At 63.1% G+C, this 18,954-nt stretch carries 15 protein-coding genes; 6 read left to right on the plus strand and 9 right to left on the minus strand.

Annotated features, from left to right (window positions below):
* The first annotated feature begins 10 nt into the window (after nucleotides 1-10).
* From V6N07_RS02240 to cysE, 5 genes are all read left to right on the plus strand, one after another.
* Nucleotides 11-643 (plus strand): TIGR02217 family protein, encoded by a 633-nt coding sequence (locus tag V6N07_RS02240; protein WP_371153694.1) that lies wholly within the window; start codon nucleotides 11-13, stop codon nucleotides 641-643.
* On the plus strand, nucleotides 640-1,512 hold the full coding sequence (locus tag V6N07_RS02245; RefSeq protein ID WP_371153696.1) for a DUF2163 domain-containing protein: 873 nt from the start codon (nucleotides 640-642) through the stop codon (nucleotides 1,510-1,512). The genes V6N07_RS02240 and V6N07_RS02245 overlap by 4 nt, the downstream gene beginning before the upstream one ends.
* Nucleotides 1,509-1,955: a peptidase gene (locus tag V6N07_RS02250; protein ID WP_371153698.1), complete on the plus strand. Its 447-nt coding sequence runs from the start codon at nucleotides 1,509-1,511 to the stop codon at nucleotides 1,953-1,955. The genes V6N07_RS02245 and V6N07_RS02250 overlap by 4 nt, the downstream gene beginning before the upstream one ends.
* A 3-nt stretch (nucleotides 1,956-1,958) precedes the next feature.
* Complete coding sequence (locus V6N07_RS02255; protein ID WP_371153700.1) at nucleotides 1,959-5,855, plus strand: glycoside hydrolase/phage tail family protein; 3,897 nt, start codon at nucleotides 1,959-1,961, stop codon at nucleotides 5,853-5,855.
* 75 nt (nucleotides 5,856-5,930) lie between these two features.
* Nucleotides 5,931-6,749 (plus strand): serine O-acetyltransferase, encoded by an 819-nt coding sequence (cysE, locus tag V6N07_RS02260; protein WP_371153701.1) that lies wholly within the window; start codon nucleotides 5,931-5,933, stop codon nucleotides 6,747-6,749.
* A gap of 55 nt (nucleotides 6,750-6,804) precedes the next feature.
* Here cysE and V6N07_RS02265 read toward each other — a convergent pair whose 3' ends face one another.
* From V6N07_RS02265 to pgk, 6 genes are all read right to left on the minus strand, one after another.
* Nucleotides 6,805-8,148, minus strand: a complete 1,344-nt coding sequence (locus V6N07_RS02265) for a pyruvate dehydrogenase complex dihydrolipoamide acetyltransferase (RefSeq protein WP_371153703.1) — start codon at nucleotides 8,146-8,148, stop codon at nucleotides 6,805-6,807.
* Nucleotides 8,149-8,160: 12 nt separating this feature from the next.
* On the minus strand, nucleotides 8,161-9,537 hold the full coding sequence (locus V6N07_RS02270) for a pyruvate dehydrogenase complex E1 component subunit beta (RefSeq protein ID WP_371153705.1): 1,377 nt from the start codon (nucleotides 9,535-9,537) through the stop codon (nucleotides 8,161-8,163).
* Nucleotides 9,538-10,557, minus strand: coding sequence for a pyruvate dehydrogenase (acetyl-transferring) E1 component subunit alpha (pdhA, locus tag V6N07_RS02275; protein WP_371153707.1), 1,020 nt, complete (start codon nucleotides 10,555-10,557; stop codon nucleotides 9,538-9,540).
* 151 nt (nucleotides 10,558-10,708) lie between these two features.
* The gene (locus tag V6N07_RS02280) at nucleotides 10,709-11,020 is read right to left on the minus strand and encodes a septum formation initiator family protein (protein WP_371153709.1); all 312 of its coding nucleotides are present in this window, start codon (nucleotides 11,018-11,020) and stop codon (nucleotides 10,709-10,711) included.
* A 124-nt stretch (nucleotides 11,021-11,144) separates the two neighbouring features.
* Nucleotides 11,145-12,038: a fructose bisphosphate aldolase gene (locus V6N07_RS02285; protein WP_371153710.1), complete on the minus strand. Its 894-nt coding sequence runs from the start codon at nucleotides 12,036-12,038 to the stop codon at nucleotides 11,145-11,147.
* 233 nt (nucleotides 12,039-12,271) lie between these two features.
* Nucleotides 12,272-13,450, minus strand: coding sequence for a phosphoglycerate kinase (pgk, locus tag V6N07_RS02290; protein WP_371153711.1), 1,179 nt, complete (start codon nucleotides 13,448-13,450; stop codon nucleotides 12,272-12,274).
* A gap of 209 nt (nucleotides 13,451-13,659) precedes the next feature.
* On the opposite strand from pgk, the gene V6N07_RS02295 reads away from it, so the two are divergent.
* Entirely contained in the window at nucleotides 13,660-16,374 is a 2,715-nt protein-coding gene (locus V6N07_RS02295; RefSeq protein WP_371153713.1) for a hypothetical protein, read from the plus strand.
* 75 nt (nucleotides 16,375-16,449) lie between these two features.
* On the opposite strand, the gene gap (V6N07_RS02300) is transcribed toward V6N07_RS02295, so the two are convergent.
* The 3 genes from gap (V6N07_RS02300) to gap (V6N07_RS02310) all read right to left on the minus strand — a co-directional run bounded on the left by gap (V6N07_RS02300) (nucleotide 16,450) and on the right by gap (V6N07_RS02310) (nucleotide 18,830).
* A complete protein-coding gene (gene gap / locus V6N07_RS02300; RefSeq protein ID WP_371153715.1) occupies nucleotides 16,450-17,454 on the minus strand; it encodes a type I glyceraldehyde-3-phosphate dehydrogenase in 1,005 nt (334 codons plus the stop codon).
* Nucleotides 17,455-17,565: 111 nt separating this feature from the next.
* Nucleotides 17,566-17,709 carry a hypothetical protein gene (locus V6N07_RS02305; protein ID WP_371153717.1) on the minus strand — a complete coding sequence of 48 codons (144 nt, stop codon included), beginning with the start codon at nucleotides 17,707-17,709 and terminating at the stop codon, nucleotides 17,566-17,568.
* Between the two features lie 122 nt (nucleotides 17,710-17,831).
* Nucleotides 17,832-18,830, minus strand: coding sequence for a type I glyceraldehyde-3-phosphate dehydrogenase (gap, locus tag V6N07_RS02310; protein WP_371153719.1), 999 nt, complete (start codon nucleotides 18,828-18,830; stop codon nucleotides 17,832-17,834).
* Nucleotides 18,831-18,954 lie beyond the last annotated feature (124 nt).

Genomic DNA, 18,954 nt, shown 5'->3' on the forward strand with positions numbered 1-18,954 from the left:
AGAGCGGCCCATGTCCTTTCACGAAATACAGTTCCCGCCGCGCCTGTCGCTGGGCAGTGTCGGCGGGCCGGAACGCCTGACCGAAGTGGTCGCGCTGGCAAACGGCTTCGAGGAGCGGAACACGCCCTGGGCCCATTCGCGTCGCCGTTATGATGCCGGTGTGGGAATGCGGTCGCTGGACGATATCGCCGATCTGATCGCTTTCTTCGAGGCGCGGCGCGGACGATTGCACGGGTTTCGTTGGAAGGACTGGTCCGATCACAAATCCTGTGCGCCGTCGCGACAGCCCCGGTTCGACGATCAGGTCATCGGGATCGGCGACGGCGTCACGGAGCGCTTTCAGCTGAGCAAGACCTACGTGTCCGGGACCGAAAGCTATCGCAGGCCGATCGCGAAACCGGTGCTTGGGTCTGTTCGTGTTGGTATTCAGAACGATGAACTGAAGGACACGATCCACTACACGGTCGATGTCGTCAGCGGGGTGGTGACATTCGAAACCGCCCCCGACCTGGGCGTCGATGTCACCGCGGGGTTCGAGTTCGACGTCCCGGTGCGGTTCGACGCGGATCTCATCCAGACATCGGTCGCGACCTTTCAGGCGGGCGAAGTGCCGGATGTTCCCGTCGTGGAGATCCGGATATGAGCGCGCTTGCAGACCACATGGGCCCCGGGATCACGACGGTTTGCCGGGCTTGGGTTTTGCGCCGCGTCGACGGCCGTCTCTATGGCTTTACTGATCACGACCGGCCTTTGACGGTCGATGGCGTGCCCTGTGTTGCGTCCTCGGGCATGGCGGCGGGTGCCTTGCAGCGGGCAACCGGTCTGTCGGTTGACAATAGCGAAGCCGTGGGTGCCCTGAGCCATGATGCCATTACCGAGGCCGATCTGCGCGCCGGGAAATGGGATGATGCGTCTGTTACGACCTATCTCGTGAACTGGGCCGCGCCGGATGCGTTCGAGGTTCTGTTTCGCGGCACGCTCGGCGAGGCGAGCTGGGGGGAAGGTGCCTTTTCGGTCGAGCTGCGCAGCCTGTCCGAAGCGTTGAACATGGTGCAGGGGCGCGTCTATCAGGCGCGTTGCGACGCCGTTCTGGGGGATGGGCGGTGCCGGCGCGACCTGTCGGATGAGATCTTTACCGTCGACGTGCTTGTGGATGCTGTCGAGGACAACCGCGTCCTGCACCTGCCTGTGCTGGACCTTTATGCGCCGAAGTGGTTCGAGCGTGGCCTTGTGACCGTTCTCGATGGTGCCTCGGAAGGGGCAAGCGGACGCGTCAAGACCGATCGTGTGAAAGACGGCATGCGGCGCGTCGAGCTTTGGTCAGCCTTGCGGGATGGGATCGAACCCGGCAACCGCATCCGCCTGCAGGCCGGTTGTGACAAAACGCATGGAACCTGTCGTTTCAAATTCGACAACCTGCTCAACTTTCGAGGATTTCCGAACATTCCCGGCGAAGACTGGCTGATGGCCTATCCGACATCCACGTCGGTCAATGATGGTGGCAAGCTATGAGCGTGATCGTGCGGACCGCGCGGTCATGGATCGGGACACCGTATGTGCATCAGGGGGCCGTGCGCGGTGCAGGGACCGATTGCCTGGGGCTGATCCGGGGCGTCTGGACGGCGGTCTACGGGGCGGAGCCGGAGGCAGTGCCGGCCTATACGGCCGATTGGTCGGAGCCGCAGAAGCAGGAGGTCCTCTGGTCTGCGGCTGCGCGGCATATGGTGCGTGTTCCGCCGGGGCGCGCGTTCATTCCGGGTGAATGCCTACTGTTTCGAATGCGGGATGGGGCGGTTGCAAAGCACCTCGGAATCCTGAGCCGCGCCGGGGATACCCCGGCGTTCATCCATGCCTATTCGGGTCATGGGGTCGTCGAAAGCGGCCTGTCGGCCCCTTGGGTGCGTCGTATCGCGGCGCGCTTCGATTTTCCCGCCACAGACGACCCGGAGGTTTAATCCATGGCTACTTTGGTTCTTGGAGCAGCAGGCGCCGCTATCGGCGGGAGCCTTGGTGGATCGGTCCTGGGTCTGAGCGCAGCCGTCATAGGCCGCGCCGCCGGTGCGACCGTCGGGCGGATGATCGATCAGCGCATTCTGGGAACCGGGGCGCAAGCCGTCGAACACGGGCGGATCGACAGGTTCCGTCTGACAGGCGCGTCGGAGGGGGCCGCGATCCCGCGGGTGGTCGGCCGTGTGCGTCTGGGCGGGCAGGTGATCTGGGCCACGCGGTTCAGGGAAATGCGCACCGTATCCGGGGGGGGGGGCGGCAAGGGGGCTGCGCCTTCGGCACAGACGACCAGCTTCAGCTATAGCGTCTCCTTGGCCTTGGCCCTTTGCGAGGGAGAGATCACGCGGGTCGGACGGATCTGGGCCGATGGATCCGAGATTGCGCGAAACAGCCTGAACCTGCGTGTCTATCATGGCCGCGAAGATCAGCTGCCCGATGCGCTGATCGAAGCGGTCGAGGGGCACGAAGCAGCGCCCGCATTTCGCGGCACGGCCTATGTCGTGATCGAGGATCTGGACCTTGCCCCGTTCGGCAACCGTGTCCCGCAGCTGTCCTTCGAAGTTGTGCGTGCGGCGGTTGCGGATGGGCAGGTCGGTGGCATGTCCGATGTCGTGCAGGGGGTCGCGCTGGTGCCCGGCACGGGGGAATACGCCTTGTCGACGACGTCGGTGCATTACGAACAGGGTGGCGGGGCAAGGGATTCCGCCAACGTGAGCACCATTCAGGACACGTCCGACTTCAACGTCTCCATCCGCGATCTGGCCGAGGAGATGCCAAACGTCGGTGCCGCGTCCTTGGTGGTGTCGTGGTTCGGCAATGATCTGCGATGTGGTCACTGCCAACTGCGCCCCTTGGCCGAACAGGCGGAAGCAGAAGGTGTTCCTCATACCTGGAGGGTGAGCGGGTTGGACCGGGCAACTGCGGGTGCGGTGCCGGTATTGGAGGACCGACCGGTCTATGGCGGCACACCGTCGGATATATCCGTTGTCGAGGCCATCCGCGACCTGACAACGCGGGGGATCGATGTGACCTTCTATCCCTTCATCCTGATGACGCAACTTGCGCAGAACGGTCTGCCTGATCCGTGGGGAGCCGAAGAGCAGGCCGTTCTGCCTTGGCGGGGTAGGATCACGACGGAGCAAGCGCCGGGACAGCCGGGAACGACGGATCGCACCGGATCGGCAGACGGCGAAGTGGCCGCGTTTTTCGGGGCTGCTACGGCGGATGATTTTTCCGTCGAGGATGGCGCGGTGGTGTATTCCGGTCCCGAGGAATTCAGCTATCGCCGCTTTATCCTGCATTATGCCGCGCTCTGCGCTGCGGCGGGCGGGGTCGAGGCGTTTTGCATCGGGTCTGAGATGCGATCCCTGACCCGGATCCGGGGCGCTGGTGATACCTTTCCGGCAGTGGCCGCGCTGGTCGAACTTGCCCGTGAGGTTCGTCGACTTCTTCCTGCGGCCAAACTTGGCTATGCGGCCGATTGGTCCGAGTATTACGGATATCACCCCGCCGATACGGGGGCCGTCCATTTCCATCTCGATCCGCTCTGGTCCGCCGAGGAGATCGATTTTGTCGGCATCGACAACTACATGCCGCTTTCTGATTGGCGCGACGGGGATGATCATCTGGACGCGAAATATCGGAGCATCCAGAATCTTGAGTATCTGAAGGACAATATCGAGGGCGGGGAAGGGTTCGATTGGTATTATCCAACGCCGGAGGCGCGCGCGTCGCAGAGGCGTGTGGCCATCGAGGATGGCGCCTACGGAGAGCCGTGGGTCTATCGCTACAAGGACCTGAAGGCGTGGTGGGAGAACGCGCATCACGAACGCGGCCCTGACGGTCGAAGTGCAGTCCCAACGGCCTGGGAACCCCGGTCGAAACCGATCCGCTTTACCGAGTATGGCTGTGCGGCGGTGGACAAGGGCACGAACCAGCCAAACAAGTTCCTTGATCCGAAGTCGTCTGAATCCAGCCTGCCGCATTTTTCGAATGGCCGGCGGGACGATGCATTGCAGATGCAGTACTTGCGGGCCATGAACGACCACTGGACGGATATCGCGAACAATCCCCGGTCGGAATCCTACGGCGGGCCGATGATCGACATGGCCCATAGTTTTGCCTGGGCGTGGGACACACGCCCTTGGCCCGCGTTTCCCGATCTTCTGTCGTTCTGGAGCGATGGCGTAAATTATCAGCGCGGGCATTGGATCAACGGGCGTTCTGCCGGGCAACCCCTCGCCACCGTCATCGCCGAAATCTGCATGAGGCATGGGCTGACGGATTTCGACGTAAGCGAGGTGTATGGCGTCGTGCGTGGATATGTCGCCCAGGATGTGCAGACCGGGCGCGCGGATCTGCAACCTTTGATGTTGGCCTATGGCATTGACGCCGTTGAGCGAGAGGGAAAGCTGTGCTTTTTCATGCGCGCGAACGCCAAGGAATGGCGTGTCGCCAGCGAAGACATGGTGCGCGAAAAGGACGCTGTCGTATCCTATCAGCGATCGCCCGATGCCGAAGTATCCGGTCGTGTTCGTGTCAGTCATATCGATGCTGCCGGCGGATTCGAAACACGGGTGGGCGATGCCGTCCGGCCCGGTGAAGGTGTCTTGCCCGTGGCCGAGAGCGAACTGCCCCTGTCGCTGACAGCCGGTGAGGGGCATGCGCTGGCCGAACGGTTCCTGTCTGAATCCCTCGTTGCACGAGACACGCTGCGCGTCTCGTTGCCGCCGTCAAACCGGTCCGTCCAGCTGGGCGATCATATCAGTCTGGACGTCGGTTCGGACCGATGGCGCGTAGATCGCGTTGAAGACGTCGGGCACCGCCGTCTGGAAGCGGTGCGGGTGGAGAAGTCGGTTTTCGAGCCGAGCGACGCCGTAGAAGATGGGGCCGGCGCGGTCCGACCGCTCGCGGCTCTGCCGGTGCAGGCCGTGTTTTTGGACCTGCCCCTGCTGACCGGGAACGAGGTGCCCCATGCGCCTTATCTCGCGATTTCGGCCCGCCCATGGCCCGGCTCGGTCGCGGCCTATGCATCGGTGGAAGATGCAGGCTATCGTCTGAATACGATCATCGATGGCCCGTCGGTCATCGGTCGGACCCAAACCGTTCTAGAGGCTGCAACGCCTGCGATCTGGGATCGGGGGCCTGAATTGATCGTGGAAATGCAAGGCGGTTCGCTGAGTGGTGTGTCCGACCTGGCCTTGCTCTCCGGAGCCAATGCACTGGCAATCGGCAATGGCAGCATCTCGGGGTGGGAGATCTTGCAGTTCCGGGACGTCCGCCTGATCGACAACGGTGTTTGGGGGTTGTCCATGCGGCTACGCGGGCAACGGGGGACTGATAGTGTTATGCCGGTGTCGTGGCCGATTGGCAGTATAGTCGTTCTATTGGACGGTGCTATCGATCAGATCGATTTGACGACGGATGCGGTCGGATTGGAACGACACTATCGTATCGGTCCTGCCCGGCTGCCGCTCGATCACGAAAGCTATGTCTACCGAACGGCGGTGGCAGGGGCCGAAGGATTGCGCCCCTATGCCCCTGCACATTTTCGGGTCAGGCAACACGCAGGCGAATATCGCTTTGACTGGATCCGCCGATCCCGTGCCGTAGGAGAGGCGTGGGGCGCGGCGGATGTCGCGCTCGCCGAGGCGACTGAGGCGTATCGCCTTCGGTTGCTCCGCCTGGATGGAACCGTCGCGTTCGAGACGGAAACGCCAACCGCCAGTCTTTCGATATCAGCCGCAGAGTTTGCTTCACTTGGGTTTGGCGAGGCAGGGGGGACGGCGACCGTTGCGCAACTGTCTGATACATATGGAGCCGGACATGAGTCCACAGTCACTTTTTGACATGATCACGGATCCTGATTTGCGCGGTAGGCCCATCCGCACTAAGTGACGGAGGACACGACGAGGACGAAAGCCATGACCCTTCCGAAAAGCAGCGTGAGATCCGTCGACTTCGTCTGGGAGCAGACGCGGCAGGAGGCGATGGTCGCAATCGAGGAAGAGCCGCTGCTGGGCGGTTTGATCCATGCCTCGGTCTTGCATCACGACTCGCTCGTGAAGGCATTGGCGTATCGGTTTGCACAGAAGCTGGCCTCGACCGAAATGAGTGCCCAGCTTCTGCGTGAGGTGTCTGACGCGGCCTACGAGGCTGACAGCAGTCTGGTGCAAGCGGCGCGGGCTGACATCGTCGCGGTTTACGAACGCGATCCAGCGTGCCACCGGTTCCTGCAACCCTTGATGTTTTTCAAGGGGTTTCAGGCCATACAGGCATATCGGATCGGAAATTGGCTGTGGCGAACGGGGCGCAAGGACCTGGCCTATTTCGTGCAGATGCGGGTTAGCGAAGCCTTCGGCGTCGATATCCATCCGGGCGCGAAAATCGGCCGGGGCATCATGATCGATCACGCGCATTCCATCGTGATTGGTGAAACCGCGGTGGTCGGAGACAACGTGTCGATGCTCCATTCGGTCACCCTTGGCGGAACGGGCAAGGAGGACGATGACCGTCACCCGAAGATCGGCGAGGGTGTTCTGATCGGGGCAGGGGCCAAAGTGTTGGGCAATATCCAAATCGGCCATTGCAGCCGCATTGCCGCCGGGTCAGTCGTCTTGTCGGATGTTCCGCCGATGAAGACAGTTGCCGGTGTTCCGGCAAGGATCGTCGGGGAGGCGGGTTGCGCGCAGCCCTCTGTCACGATGGATCAGCTGATAGGCATACGCGGATCAGAAGACTGACATGCACCTTGAGAGAAGGGCCACGCGAAAGGCGTGGCCCTTTTTTGTGGCCCTATCAGGCCAGCATCACCATCGGGTTTTCCAGATTCTCGGCAAGCGCCTTGAGGAAATCCGCACCCAAGGCCCCGTCGATCACACGGTGATCCACGCTGAGGGTGACCGACATCACGGTAGCTGCCGTGATCTCGCCGTCAGAACCGATCACCGGCTTCTTCACACCGGCGCCGACCGCAAGGATCGAGCCATGCGGCGGGTTGATGACAGCATCGAAGTTGTCGATCCCGAACATGCCGAGGTTGGAAATGGCGAAGCTTCCACCCTGATATTCGTGGGGGGCGAGCTTTCGGTCGCGTGCCCGGCCAGCGAGGTCCTTCATCTCCGCCGACAGGGCCGACAAGGATTTCAGGTGCGCATCCTTCAGGACGGGTGTGAACAGGCCGCCTTCGATGGCCACGGCCACGGCAACGTCGGACGGCTTGAGTTTCAGAACCCGATCACCGGCCCAGACGGCATTCGCATCCGGCACCGCCTGCAAGGCCAATGCGCCGGCCTTGATGATGAAGTCGTTCACCGACAGTTTGACCCCGCGCCCTTCCAGCTGCTTGTTCAGCTGGCTGCGGAACTTGAGCAGGGCATCCAGCTGGATATCGCGACGCAGATAGAAGTGCGGAATGGTCTGTTTTGCTTCCGTCAGGCGAGCCGCGATCGTCTTGCGCATCCCGTCCAGCTTGACCTCTTCGTACTCCCGACCCTCGTACATCTTGGCCACGGCCTCGGCGCCCATACCGGCAGGCATCGACGGCTTCTGTCCTTCGACGGCAGTCGCTTTCGGGGCCTTGGTGGCCTCGGCTGCCGGTTTGGTCGCACCGGGTTGCGCAGCTTCCACGTCAGCCTTCACGATCCGGCCGCGAGGTCCGCTACCGGTGATCTGGCTGAGGTCGAGACCCTTGTCCGCGGCAATGCGGCGGGCCACGGGCGTCGCGAAGATACGCTCGCCCTTGTCGGCAGCTGGGGGTGCAGACGGTGCCTTGTCCCCGGCCGCGGCTTCGCCGTCACGGCCATAGCCTTTGGCGGGCGCGACCTCTTCCGGTGCTTCGGCCGGCGCGGCGTTGCTGGACGAAGTCGACGATGCGCTATCGATGGCGGAGGCGTCTTCGCCCTCCTCCAGCAGCACGGCGATGGGCGAGTTGACCTTCACCCCTTCGGTGCCTTCTTCCACGAGGATCTTGCCAATCGTGCCCTCGTCGACGGCCTCAAACTCCATCGTGGCCTTGTCGGTTTCGATCTCTGCCAGGAGGTCACCAGAGGATACGGTATCCCCCTCCTTGACCAGCCATTTCGCAAGTGTCCCTTCCTCCATCGTGGGGGAGAGGGCGGGCATCAGGATTTCGGTTGCCATATCTCGGACCCCTTAACGGTAGGTGACTTTTTTGACGGCTTCGACGACCTCGTCCGTGGTCACCAGTGCCAGCTTTTCGAGGTTGGCGGCATAGGGCATCGGAACGTCCTTGCCGGTGCAGGTCACGACGGGAGCGTCGAGATAATCGAACGCACGCTGCATGATGGTCGACGCCATGTGATCGCTGAAGGATGCGACGGGGAAACCTTCCTCGACGAGGATGCAGCGGTTCGTCTTCATCACCGATGCCAGCACCGTGTCATAGTCGACGGGACGCAGGGTCCGCAGGTCGATGACCTCGGCTTCGATGCCGTCGGCGGCCAGCTTTTCGGCAGCTTCCAGCGCGTAGGTCATGCCGATGCCCCAGCTGACGATGGTGACATCGCCGCCTTCCCGCCAGATCTTCGCCTTGCCGAATGGCACGGTGAAATCATCCAGCTTCGGCACTTCGAAGGACTTGCCGTAGAGGATCTCGTTCTCGAGGAAGATGACCGGGTTGGGGTCACGGATGGCCGTCTTCATCAGGCCTTTGGCGTCCGCTGCCGAGTATGGCATCACCACCTTCAGGCCGGGAATTGATGCATACCAGGCGGCATAATCCTGACTGTGCTGCGCGCCGACGCGGGCGGCTGCCCCGTTGGGACCACGGAACACCATGGGCGCGCCCATCTGGCCACCGGACATGTACAGCGTCTTGGCCGCCGAGTTGATGATCTGATCGATCGCCTGCATGGCGAAGTTGAAGGTCATGAACTCGACGATCGGCTTGAGACCACCAAAGGCCGCGCCGACGGCGATGCCGGTAAAGCCGTGCTCGGTGATCGGCGTGTCGATGACGCGCTTGTCGCCGAACTCGTCCAGCATTCCCTGGCTGATCTTGTAGGCGCCCTGATACTCGGCGACTTCCTCGCCCATCAGGAAGACATCCTCGTCGCGGCGCATTTCCTCGGACATGGCGTCGCGGATCGCCTCGCGGACGGTCTGCGTCACCATTTCGGTGCCTTCGGGCCAATCGGGCGAGGCGTTAGACTGCGGCGCGGGTTCCTCATCGGCTACGCGGGCGGCGGCGGGGGCGGGCGTTGCCGCTTCCTCCTTGGCGTCCTGCGACGGGGCCTCTGACGTGGTGGCGATGTCGTCCGCGCTTTCGCCATCTTCCAGAAGGACCGCGATGGGGGAGTTCACCTTCACCCCTTCGGTGCCTTCGGCGACGATGATCTTGCCGATCGTGCCTTCGTCCACGGCCTCGAATTCCATCGTGGCCTTGTCGGTTTCGATTTCGGCAAGGATGTCACCGGATGCAACGGTGTCGCCTTCCTTGACCAGCCATTTCGCGAGCGTGCCTTCCTCCATCGTGGGGGAGAGGGCGGGCATCAGGATTTCGGTCGCCATTTACACGGCCTCCTGCGGAATTTCGTCTGCATAGATGTCGGTCCACAACTCTTCGAGCGCGGGCTCCGGGCTTTCCTTGGCGAACTCGGCCGAGGCGTTGACCACGTCCTTGATCTTCTTGTCGATCGCCTTGAGGTCTTCTTCGGTCGCGTGATCCCCGGTCAGCAGCATCTGGCGGACCATCTCGATGGCATCCCGCTCCTCGCGCATTTTCTGAACCTCGTCGCGCGTCCGGTACTTGGCCGGATCCGACATGGAGTGACCACGATACCGATATGTCTTGATCTCAAGGATATAGGGGCCTTCGCCCGCGCGGCAGGCGGCAACGGCCTTCTCGCCGGCGGCCTTGACGGCAAGCACGTCCATGCCGTCCACTTCCTCACCCTTGATGCCGTAGGCCACGCCACGCTCCCAGTAGGACGGCGAATGCGTCGACCGCTGGGTCGAGGTGCCCATGGCATACTGGTTGTTCTCGATCACGAAAACACAAGGCAGGTCCCATAGCTTGGCCATGTTGTAGGTTTCGTAGACCTGACCCTGGTTGGCGGCACCGTCGCCGAAGTAGGTGAAGGTGACGTTGTCATTGCCCTTGTACTTGTCGGCGAAGGCAAGCCCGGCGCCGATCGGTACCTGTGCGCCGACGATGCCGTGGCCGCCGTAGAAATGCTTCTCCTTGGAGAACATGTGCATCGAGCCGCCCTTGCCCTTGGAGTATCCCCCTTCGCGGCCGGTCAACTCGGCCATGACGCCGTTCGGATCCATTCCACAGGCCAGCATGTGACCGTGATCGCGGTAGGAGGTGACGCGCTTGTCGCCTTCCTTGGCCGCAGCCTCCAGCCCCACGACGACAGCCTCCTGTCCGATGTAGAGGTGGCAGAACCCCCCGATCAGACCCATCCCGTACAACTGGCCGGCCTTCTCTTCGAAGCGCCGGATGAGCAGCATGTCACTGTAGTATTGAAGCAGGTCTTCCTTGGAGACGTTGGGCTGGGCCTTTTCGGGCGCCTTGCGTGTGGCCATGGGTGAGCTTCCTCCGGTCCAAAAAAACGTTCAACGTTAAACGATCTGGTAAACCAGTGGCATGCAAAACGCAAAGGCACAAGGTCCGGTCCGGCCGATCCGGGCAGATGGTCGCGGATAAAAGCAGACGGGGCAGGTGGATGCCGTCCGTCTATTCGATGACGATCTCATCGACACGGGCAACGCCCAGAACGATCCGCGCCCGTTCATCCAGCAGATCGAGGTCGAGGTAGTTGTCCGACAGGCGGCGCGTGCGGTCCTGCATGCGCGTGACCTCGGAGCTCAGCATCGAGAGTTCGGCATCGAGCACGGCGCGTTCCGCCTCCAGCTCCACCCGCCGAAAGACGCCATATTCGCCCTGGACAGCGGCAAAGGCGAAGTAGCCCCCGAACCCGAACAACGCGACGGGAAGGATCAGGCCATAGCCCGGTGTCTTGCGCTTCATCGACATAGTCCTGCTCATGCGGCCTCTGACGGGCCATTCTTGCGTCGACTATGTCATGCGCAGAACGCCGAGGGAATCCCCTCGGCGTTGAAATCATGGTCTTGTGTGGCGCGTTGCCTTGCCGACACGCCTGATCGTCGGATCAGCCGGCGACGGATGCGGCGCGAATGCTCTCGATCGTGCGGCCGAGTTCGCTGTTGAACGTCGCATCGTCCTGATCGTCAGACAGACCTTCGGTCAGGGCGCGGCTGAAGCTGGCGATGACACCGCGGTTGCGGGACAGGCGGGCGTTCGCCTCATCGCGCGAATAGCCACCCGACAGGGCCACGACGCGCATGACCTTGGGATGATCGACCAGCGGCGCATAGAAGCCGTCTTCTTCGGGCAGCGTCAGCTTCAGCATGATTTCCTGCCCCTCGGGCAGGCCGTCCAGATGGCGCAGGATGGCATCGCGCAGAAGGCCCTCGGCGGCGGCCTTGTCGGCGATGCTGATCGTCACCTCGGGTTCGAGGATCGGGATCATGCCGTGGGACAGCACCTGATTGCCGACATCGAACTGCTGCGCGACGATGGCCTCGACCCCATTGGCATCTGCGGCACCGATGACCGAACGCTCCTTGGTGCCGAACACGCCCTTTTCCCGCGCGCGTTCCAGCGTCGCATCCAGATCGGGCATCGGCTTCATCAGTTGGACGCCCTTGGACGGTTCCTCCAACCCCTTGTCGATCTTGAGGAAGGGGACGACACCCTTCGTTTCCCAAAGATACGTGGCCGACGGGGCGCCCTCGAAATCGCGGTCCATCGTCTGTTCGAACAGGATGGCGCCCACGACCTTGTCGCCCGTGAACTCTGGCGCGCGCACGATGCGGGCGCGCATGCCATGGATCAGGTCGAACATCTCCTGCTCGCCGGAATAGCGGTCTTCGGTGATGCCATACAGGCGCAGGGCCTTTGGCGTGGATCCACCGGATTGGTCAAGTGCGGCGATGAACCCCTGTCCGGCGCGGATCTTGGCGGCTTTGTCGGTCTGGGTCATTCATGCTCTCCGGTGGAAATGTTTGTGAGCAATTGAGTAGTTTGCGTCCCATACTGCCGCAAGGGACTGGTTGCGCTAACGGTCGCGCAAGGGCCCGCTATCTTTGTCGTTTCGCGTCCCTGTGCGGGGCCGGGCAGGGCGGTGCCCTCCGGCATGGATGACCGGATCCCCCAGGAAGATCACGAACCCCGCCCCCGGTTGCCGGGGGGCGGGGCCTTGTCATCCGGCGTGGTTCAGGCGGAAAGGGCCGCGACGCCAGGCAGTTCCTTGCCTTCCATCCATTCGAGGAACGCGCCCCCGGCGGTGGAGATATAGGTGAAATGCTCGGCTGCCCCTGCCTGGTTCAGGGCGGCGACCGTATCGCCCCCACCCGCGACGGAGATCAGCTTGCCCGCGCGGGTCAGGTCGGCGGCGTGGCTGGCCGCCGCGTTGGTCGCCGCATCGAATGGCGTCATCTCGAACGCACCCAGCGGACCGTTCCAGATCAGCGTGGCGCAGCCGTCAAGGACGGTTCGGATATGGGCGACCGAATCCGGTCCGGCGTCTAGGATCATCTGACCGTCCGGCACGTCTTCGACCTTGACCGTCGTGACCGGGGGATCGGCCCGGAACTCTGCCGCGCAGACGACATCGCGGGGCAAAAGGATGGTGCAGCCTGCGGCCTCGGCCTTGGCGATGATCTCGCGGGCCGTATCCAGAAGGTCATGTTCGCAAAGGCTCTTCTTTACGTCGAAACCCTGCGCGGCGAGGAACGTGTTCGCCATGCCCCCACCGATGATCAGATGCTGCACCTTGGTGACCAGATTGCCGAGCAGGTCCAGCTTGGACGACACCTTGGCCCCACCGACCACGGCGGCGACGGGGGGCTTTGGAGTGCCGAGGGCGGCCTCGAGTGCGGTAAGTTCCGCCTCCATCAGACGTCCGGCGCAGGCGGGCAGCTTGCGGGCAAGTGCGTGCGTCGTGGCATGGGCACGATGCGCCGCCGAGAATGCGTCGTTGCAATACACATCGCCGATCGAGGCGAGACGTGACGCGAAACCGTCATCGTCTTTTTCCTCGCCCGGATTGAAGCGGACGTTCTCGAACAGAACGACATCGCCCGCCGCCATGGAAGAGACGGTGTTTCCGTAATCGCCATCGGCGAATGTCACCTCTGTTCCAAGGGCCGCGGACAAGGCGGGAACGACCTGCCGCAGGGACATGTCGGGCACGACCTGTCCCTTGGGGCGGCCGAAATGGGCCAGCAGGACAGGCTTGCCACCCTTGGCGATGATGTCCTTCACCGTCGGAACGATGCGGTCGATCCGGGTGGTGTCGGTGACACGCCCGTCCTCGACGGGCACGTTGATGTCCACGCGGGTCAGGACGACCTTCCCGTTCAGGTCGATATCGTCGAGCGTCTTGAAGGCCATGTTCGTCTCCGGATTGGCACGTGTTTGCGCCTTCCTACCCGTGGATCGGCGCGGGTGGAACCGTTTCGCCACCCTTCTGTTCAGGCCCTCCTATCCTTTCGAGAGCAACCCTGCCCGGACGCGCCGGCCAGTATCCGCCCGCGGGGCGTCCCCTTGGGCGGGGGGGCCGCTAAGCCAAGGCGGCAATCACTGGTAACGCGGAGTCCCCCATGACCATAGCGACACTCACCGGCCCGAGGGTCACATTCATCGGCGAAAACGCCGGGTTCAAGAATGCCGTCGGCATGTACAAGATCGCGGAGGACGGCACGATCGGCGACGTTCAGCTGCTGTTCTCGAATGCGTCCTCCGTCGATGCGGGCGGAACCCTCGTCGATGGCGAAAGCGCGGTCGCGCTCGACGTTGAGGCAGGGGACCGGCTGGGCTTCTTCGTCATGCCGGATGCCTTCAGTCTGAACCCCGAAGCCGTCTTCGAGGCCGATCGCTACGAACTGCGCGACTGGGGCGGCAGCACCGCGAACGCCTTCGAGGATTCGTCCCTGCGCCTATATGCAATTGACGACACGACCGGCGAGTCGACGCTCGTGCAGTCGCGCTGGAACGATGCCACGTGGCATCTCAACCACGACCGCGCCGCCGGGCTGGAAATGAACGCCGATGGTCTGTCGCACGCAAGCGGCGTCCTGGAATACGACGGCAGCGTCACAATTGGCTTTTCCGACAGCTACGGCGGTGGGGCCGCGGATGGTGTCCTGCTGAACGTGAACCTTGCCGGCAGCGGTGCCTACATCGAAAGCAATACGCTGCTGACGGATGCGCCGTTCATGTCGTCCCTGCCAGAGGGCCTGCCGCAGGTTGCGCCAGCCGTGCGTGAAAGTGCGGACCTGCCGGATGTCGACGGTGAGGCGGATCTGGGCGACAGCGGCATTGCCGTTCCGTCGACCGTCACCTTCATGGGCGAGGGCGCGGGTTATCAGAACACGTTCGGCATGTACAAGATCGCCGAGGACGGCACGATCGAGGATGTCCAGATCGTGTTCGCCAACGCGTCAGCACAAGGCAGTGGCGGGGATCTCATCGCAGGTGAAAGCACCGTCGTGGTCGATGCCGCATGGGGCGACGACCTCGGGTTCTTCATCCTGCCGAACGGGTATGGCCAGAACAGCGACAAATCGGTCTTCGAGGCCGACAGCTATGTCTTTCGCAGCTGGAGCGGCATGGAAGCCAACATCTATCACGACACGGGTCTGCGCCTGTTCGCGGTCGATGCCGACACCGGGGTCGAGACGTTGGTCCGGTCGAACTGGAACGCCAGCTGGCACATGCACCACGACCTCGAAGCAGGCATCGACGTCAACGTCGACTACCAGGATCACCTGCGCGGCGAGTTGAAATACGACGGCAGCGTGACCGTCGGCTTCGAGGATATCTACGACGGGGGCGACCGTGACTTCGATGACGTGATGTTTAACATCAACCTCGGCGACAGTGGCGCGACGATCAACGACTCCGGCATCTATGATGGCACCGACCAGAGCGAAGCCGGATGGTCCTCGCCCGATGGCGAGGCGGCGAAGGCAAAGGTGACGTTTCTGAGCGAGACGGCAGACTATCGCAACACGCTGGGCATGTACGAAATCGCCGAGGACGGCACGATCGGCAATGTGCGCATCGTTTTCGCGAATGCCTCGATGGTGGACGACGGCGGTGACCTCGTGGTCGGCCGGTCCAGCGTAGACATCGACGTGCCTGCCGGTGCGCAGCTCGGCTTTTTCATCCTGCCGGACGGATACACGCAGAACGCGGACAAGAGCCTGTTCGAAGGCGACAGGTTCTACCTGCGCAACGCCGAGGGACAGATCGGCAATGTGCAGACGGACAGCAACCTGAAGTTGTATCATGCCAACAGCGTCGGGCAGGAAACCCTCCTGCACGGCCGCTATGGCAACACGACCTATCACGCGACCCATGATCCCGCGCAGGGCATCGGCATGAACGCGGACGGCAAGGATCACGCCTTGGGCGAAACGCTCAGCGCGAACCGCGTTGTTCTGGGCTTCGAGGATATCAAGGACAATGGCGACTGGGATTTCGACGATGTCGTCATCGAAGTCGATCTGGCGGGAACAGGGGCCGAGGTGGTCGATCTTGGCCTGAAATCCGAGGCCGACGCCGAGCGCAGCAAGGTCGGCTGGTTGTTCGAAACCAACGACGATGTCTTCGACATTCAGCCGTGGCTGGGTCTGAACGACCGTCTGCACGCCAGCGAGGGCAACGGCACGATCGACGGCGAGGAGGGCGACGACCTTCTGCTTGGCGGGGCCGGTGGCGATGACCTTACCGGCAGCGACGGGGACGACGTCCTGCTGGGCTATCAGGGGGATGATACCCTCGATGGTGGGGCCGGCGTCGATCAGATGAACGGTGGAACGGGTCGTGACGTCATGTCCGGCGGGGCCGGTGACGACCACATCTGGTCCGGCGCCGGGGCTGACGACGTGCGGGGCGGCGACGGCGCGGACAAGCTGTGGGGCGGCGCGGGTCACGACATCCTGTCCGGCGACAACGGGGACGACCGCATCTATGGCAACAAGGGCGCCGATACCCTGCGCGGCGGACAGGGATCCGACACCATGGATGGCGGCGCAGGTGGCGATACCTTCGTGTTCGCAGCGGACGATCTGGACGGGTCGACCGATTTCATCCTCGGCTTCGATGTCGAGGGGACGGATCGCGATACCATCGATCTGGCGGACCTCGGCCTGCTGGCCGAAGGTCAGTCGGTGTCCGATTGGCTTGCCGCCAACTCCGAAGTCACCGACGGCACGGTGTCGCTGAACCTTGGGGGCGGCCGTCTGTCCATCGGCGGGATCGAGGCGACGCAGGCTGGCCTGGACCTGCTGGAAAACGCCCTCGTTGCATGAAAAAAGCCCCCGTCGCAGCTTGCGGCGGGGGCTTTCGATGTGACCCGGGAGGGGCGGAGCGATCCGCCCCGTACGTCAGATCAGTTTGCCCATGGCAACGGCGGTGTCGGCCATCCGGTTGGAGAAGCCCCACTCGTTGTCATACCACGACAGGATGCGGACAAGCTTGCCACCGTCCATGACCTTGGTCTGATCCATGTGGAAGATCGACGAATGCGGATCATGGTTGAAGTCGACGGAAACCAGCGACTTGTCCGTATAGCCGAGGATCCCCTTCAGCGGTCCGCTGTCGGCGGCGGCGCGGACGGCGGCGTTCACCTCCTCGACGCTGGTTTCCTTGGACGCGGTAAAGGTCAGGTCCACGACCGACACGTTCGGCGTTGGCACGCGGATCGCGACGCCGTCCAGCTTGCCGTTCAGTTCCGGCATGACCAGTCCGACAGCCTTGGCGGCACCGGTCGAGGTCGGGATCATCGACAACGCGGCGGCGCGGGCGCGATACAGGTCCTTGTGCATCGTATCCAGCGTCGGCTGGTCGCCGGTATAGCTGTGGATCGTGGTCATGAAGCCACGCTCGATCCCGACGGCGGCGTGCAGCGTATGGGCCACCGGCGTCAGGCAGTTAGTCGTGCAGGACGCATTCGACACGATCAGATCATCGGCCGTCAGGGTGTCATGGTTGACGCCGTAGACGATCGTCTTGTCCGCATCCGTGCCGGGGGCAGAGATCAGGACGCGGCTCGACCCGTTGTCGAGATGGGCCTGACACTTTTCCTTGGACGTGAAGATGCCGGTGCATTCCATCACGACGTCGACATCCGACCACGGCAGGTCGGCGGGATTGCGGATGGCCGTGACGCGCATCTGCCCGCGGCCCACGTCGATCCAGTCGTCGCCCGTGGTGACGGTTGCAGGGAAACGGCCATGCACACTGTCGTATTGCAGAAGATGCGCGTTGGTCTCGACGGGCCCCAGATCGTTGATCGCGATCACCTCGATATCGGTGCGACCCGACTCGATAATGCCGCGCAACACGTTGCGCCCGATGCGACCGAAGCCGTTGATTGCTACCTTGACCATGAAATCCTCCGGCAAATGACTGCGGTGTCTTGGCGGCAACGAGGCGTTACCGCTAACAGTTCCGAGGTCGCGCTAGCACGGCAGAACCCCACACTGCAACATTCACCTCCGCTAGCGCCAGATGGCGAGGGTTTCGATCAGGTCGAACAGTTTGCGCGCCAGAAACAGCAGGCCCTCGCGTTCATTGAACAGAAGGTCGGCGGTCACGAAGGCGACGATGATCAGGGCAAGCGTCAGGGCGGTCTTGTGGTTCATGGGGCGACCATCGCAGGCGCCCCGGCCAATGCAAGCCCCGACCCGACCGGCGCGCCGCCCGAAAGGCAGAAGGGCCCGACCGCATGGTCAGGCCCCGGACATTCTCGCGAATGGTGCGGATCTCAGATCAGGCGTCCCATATGGCCCGCAACGTCCGCCATGCGGCACGAGAAACCCCATTCGTTGTCGTACCATGCCAGCACGCGCACGGTCCGGCCGACGACCTTGGTCTGATCGGGGGCGAAAATGCTGCTGTGCGTCGTGTGGTTGAAATCGATGCTGACCTTCGGGGCGGGGTCATAGGCAAGGACGGCCCCCATGTGTCCGGCGGCGGCCTCTGCCATGATCTCGTTCACGTCGGCCACGGTCACGTCGCGCGCTGCCTGGAACGTCAGGTCGACGGCGGACACGTTCGGCGTCGGCACGCGCAGGGCGGATCCGTCGAGCTTGCCGTCCAGTTCGGGCACGACCTCGCCGATGGCCTTGGCAGCACCGGTCGAGGTCGGGATCATCGCCATCGCGGCGGCGCGGGCGCGGTAGAGGTCATCGTGCCGCCGGTCCAGCGTCGGCTGATCGCCGGTGTAGCTGTGCACCGTCGTCATGATGCCGCTTTCGATGCCGATGGCGTCGTTGAGGACCTTGGCCACCGGGGCGAGGCAGTTCGTCGTGCAGGACGCGTTGGATGCCACGTGATGATCAGGCGTCAATTCGCGGTGATTGACGCCATAGACGACGGTCTTGTCGGCCCGTTTGGCCGGGGCCGACACAAGCACGCGCTTGGCCCCACGCGACAGGTGGATGGCGGCGGCGTCGCGGTCGTTGAATTTGCCGGTGCATTCCAGAACGACATCCACGCCGTCCCAGTCCAGTTCCTCCGGGTTGTAGGTCGACATCACGTCGATGGGCCCCGCGCCCAGATCGATGGTGTTGTCCTTGACGCGGACCTCGCCGCCGTAGCGGCCATGGATGCTGTCGTAGCGCAGAAGATGCGCATTGGTCTCGATCGGGCCGGTCGCATTCATGCGCACGACGGCGACATCGTTGAGCGCCGCGCTCACGATATGTGCAAGGGTGCAGCGGCCGATGCGGCCGAACCCGTTGATCCCGATCGTCACCGTCATCGCTCTCTCCTCGCTGCGCGTTGGCCTTGGGGGCGGTATAGACGCGAAAGGCGACCTCACAATGTCAAAAAGGTGTGCGATCGCATACTGTTAGCGTTAAACCGCGATGGTGGCGGTAACGGTT

Source organism: Jannaschia sp. 2305UL9-9 (assembly GCF_041403465.1).
Taxonomy (GTDB): Bacteria; Pseudomonadota; Alphaproteobacteria; order Rhodobacterales; family Rhodobacteraceae; genus Jannaschia.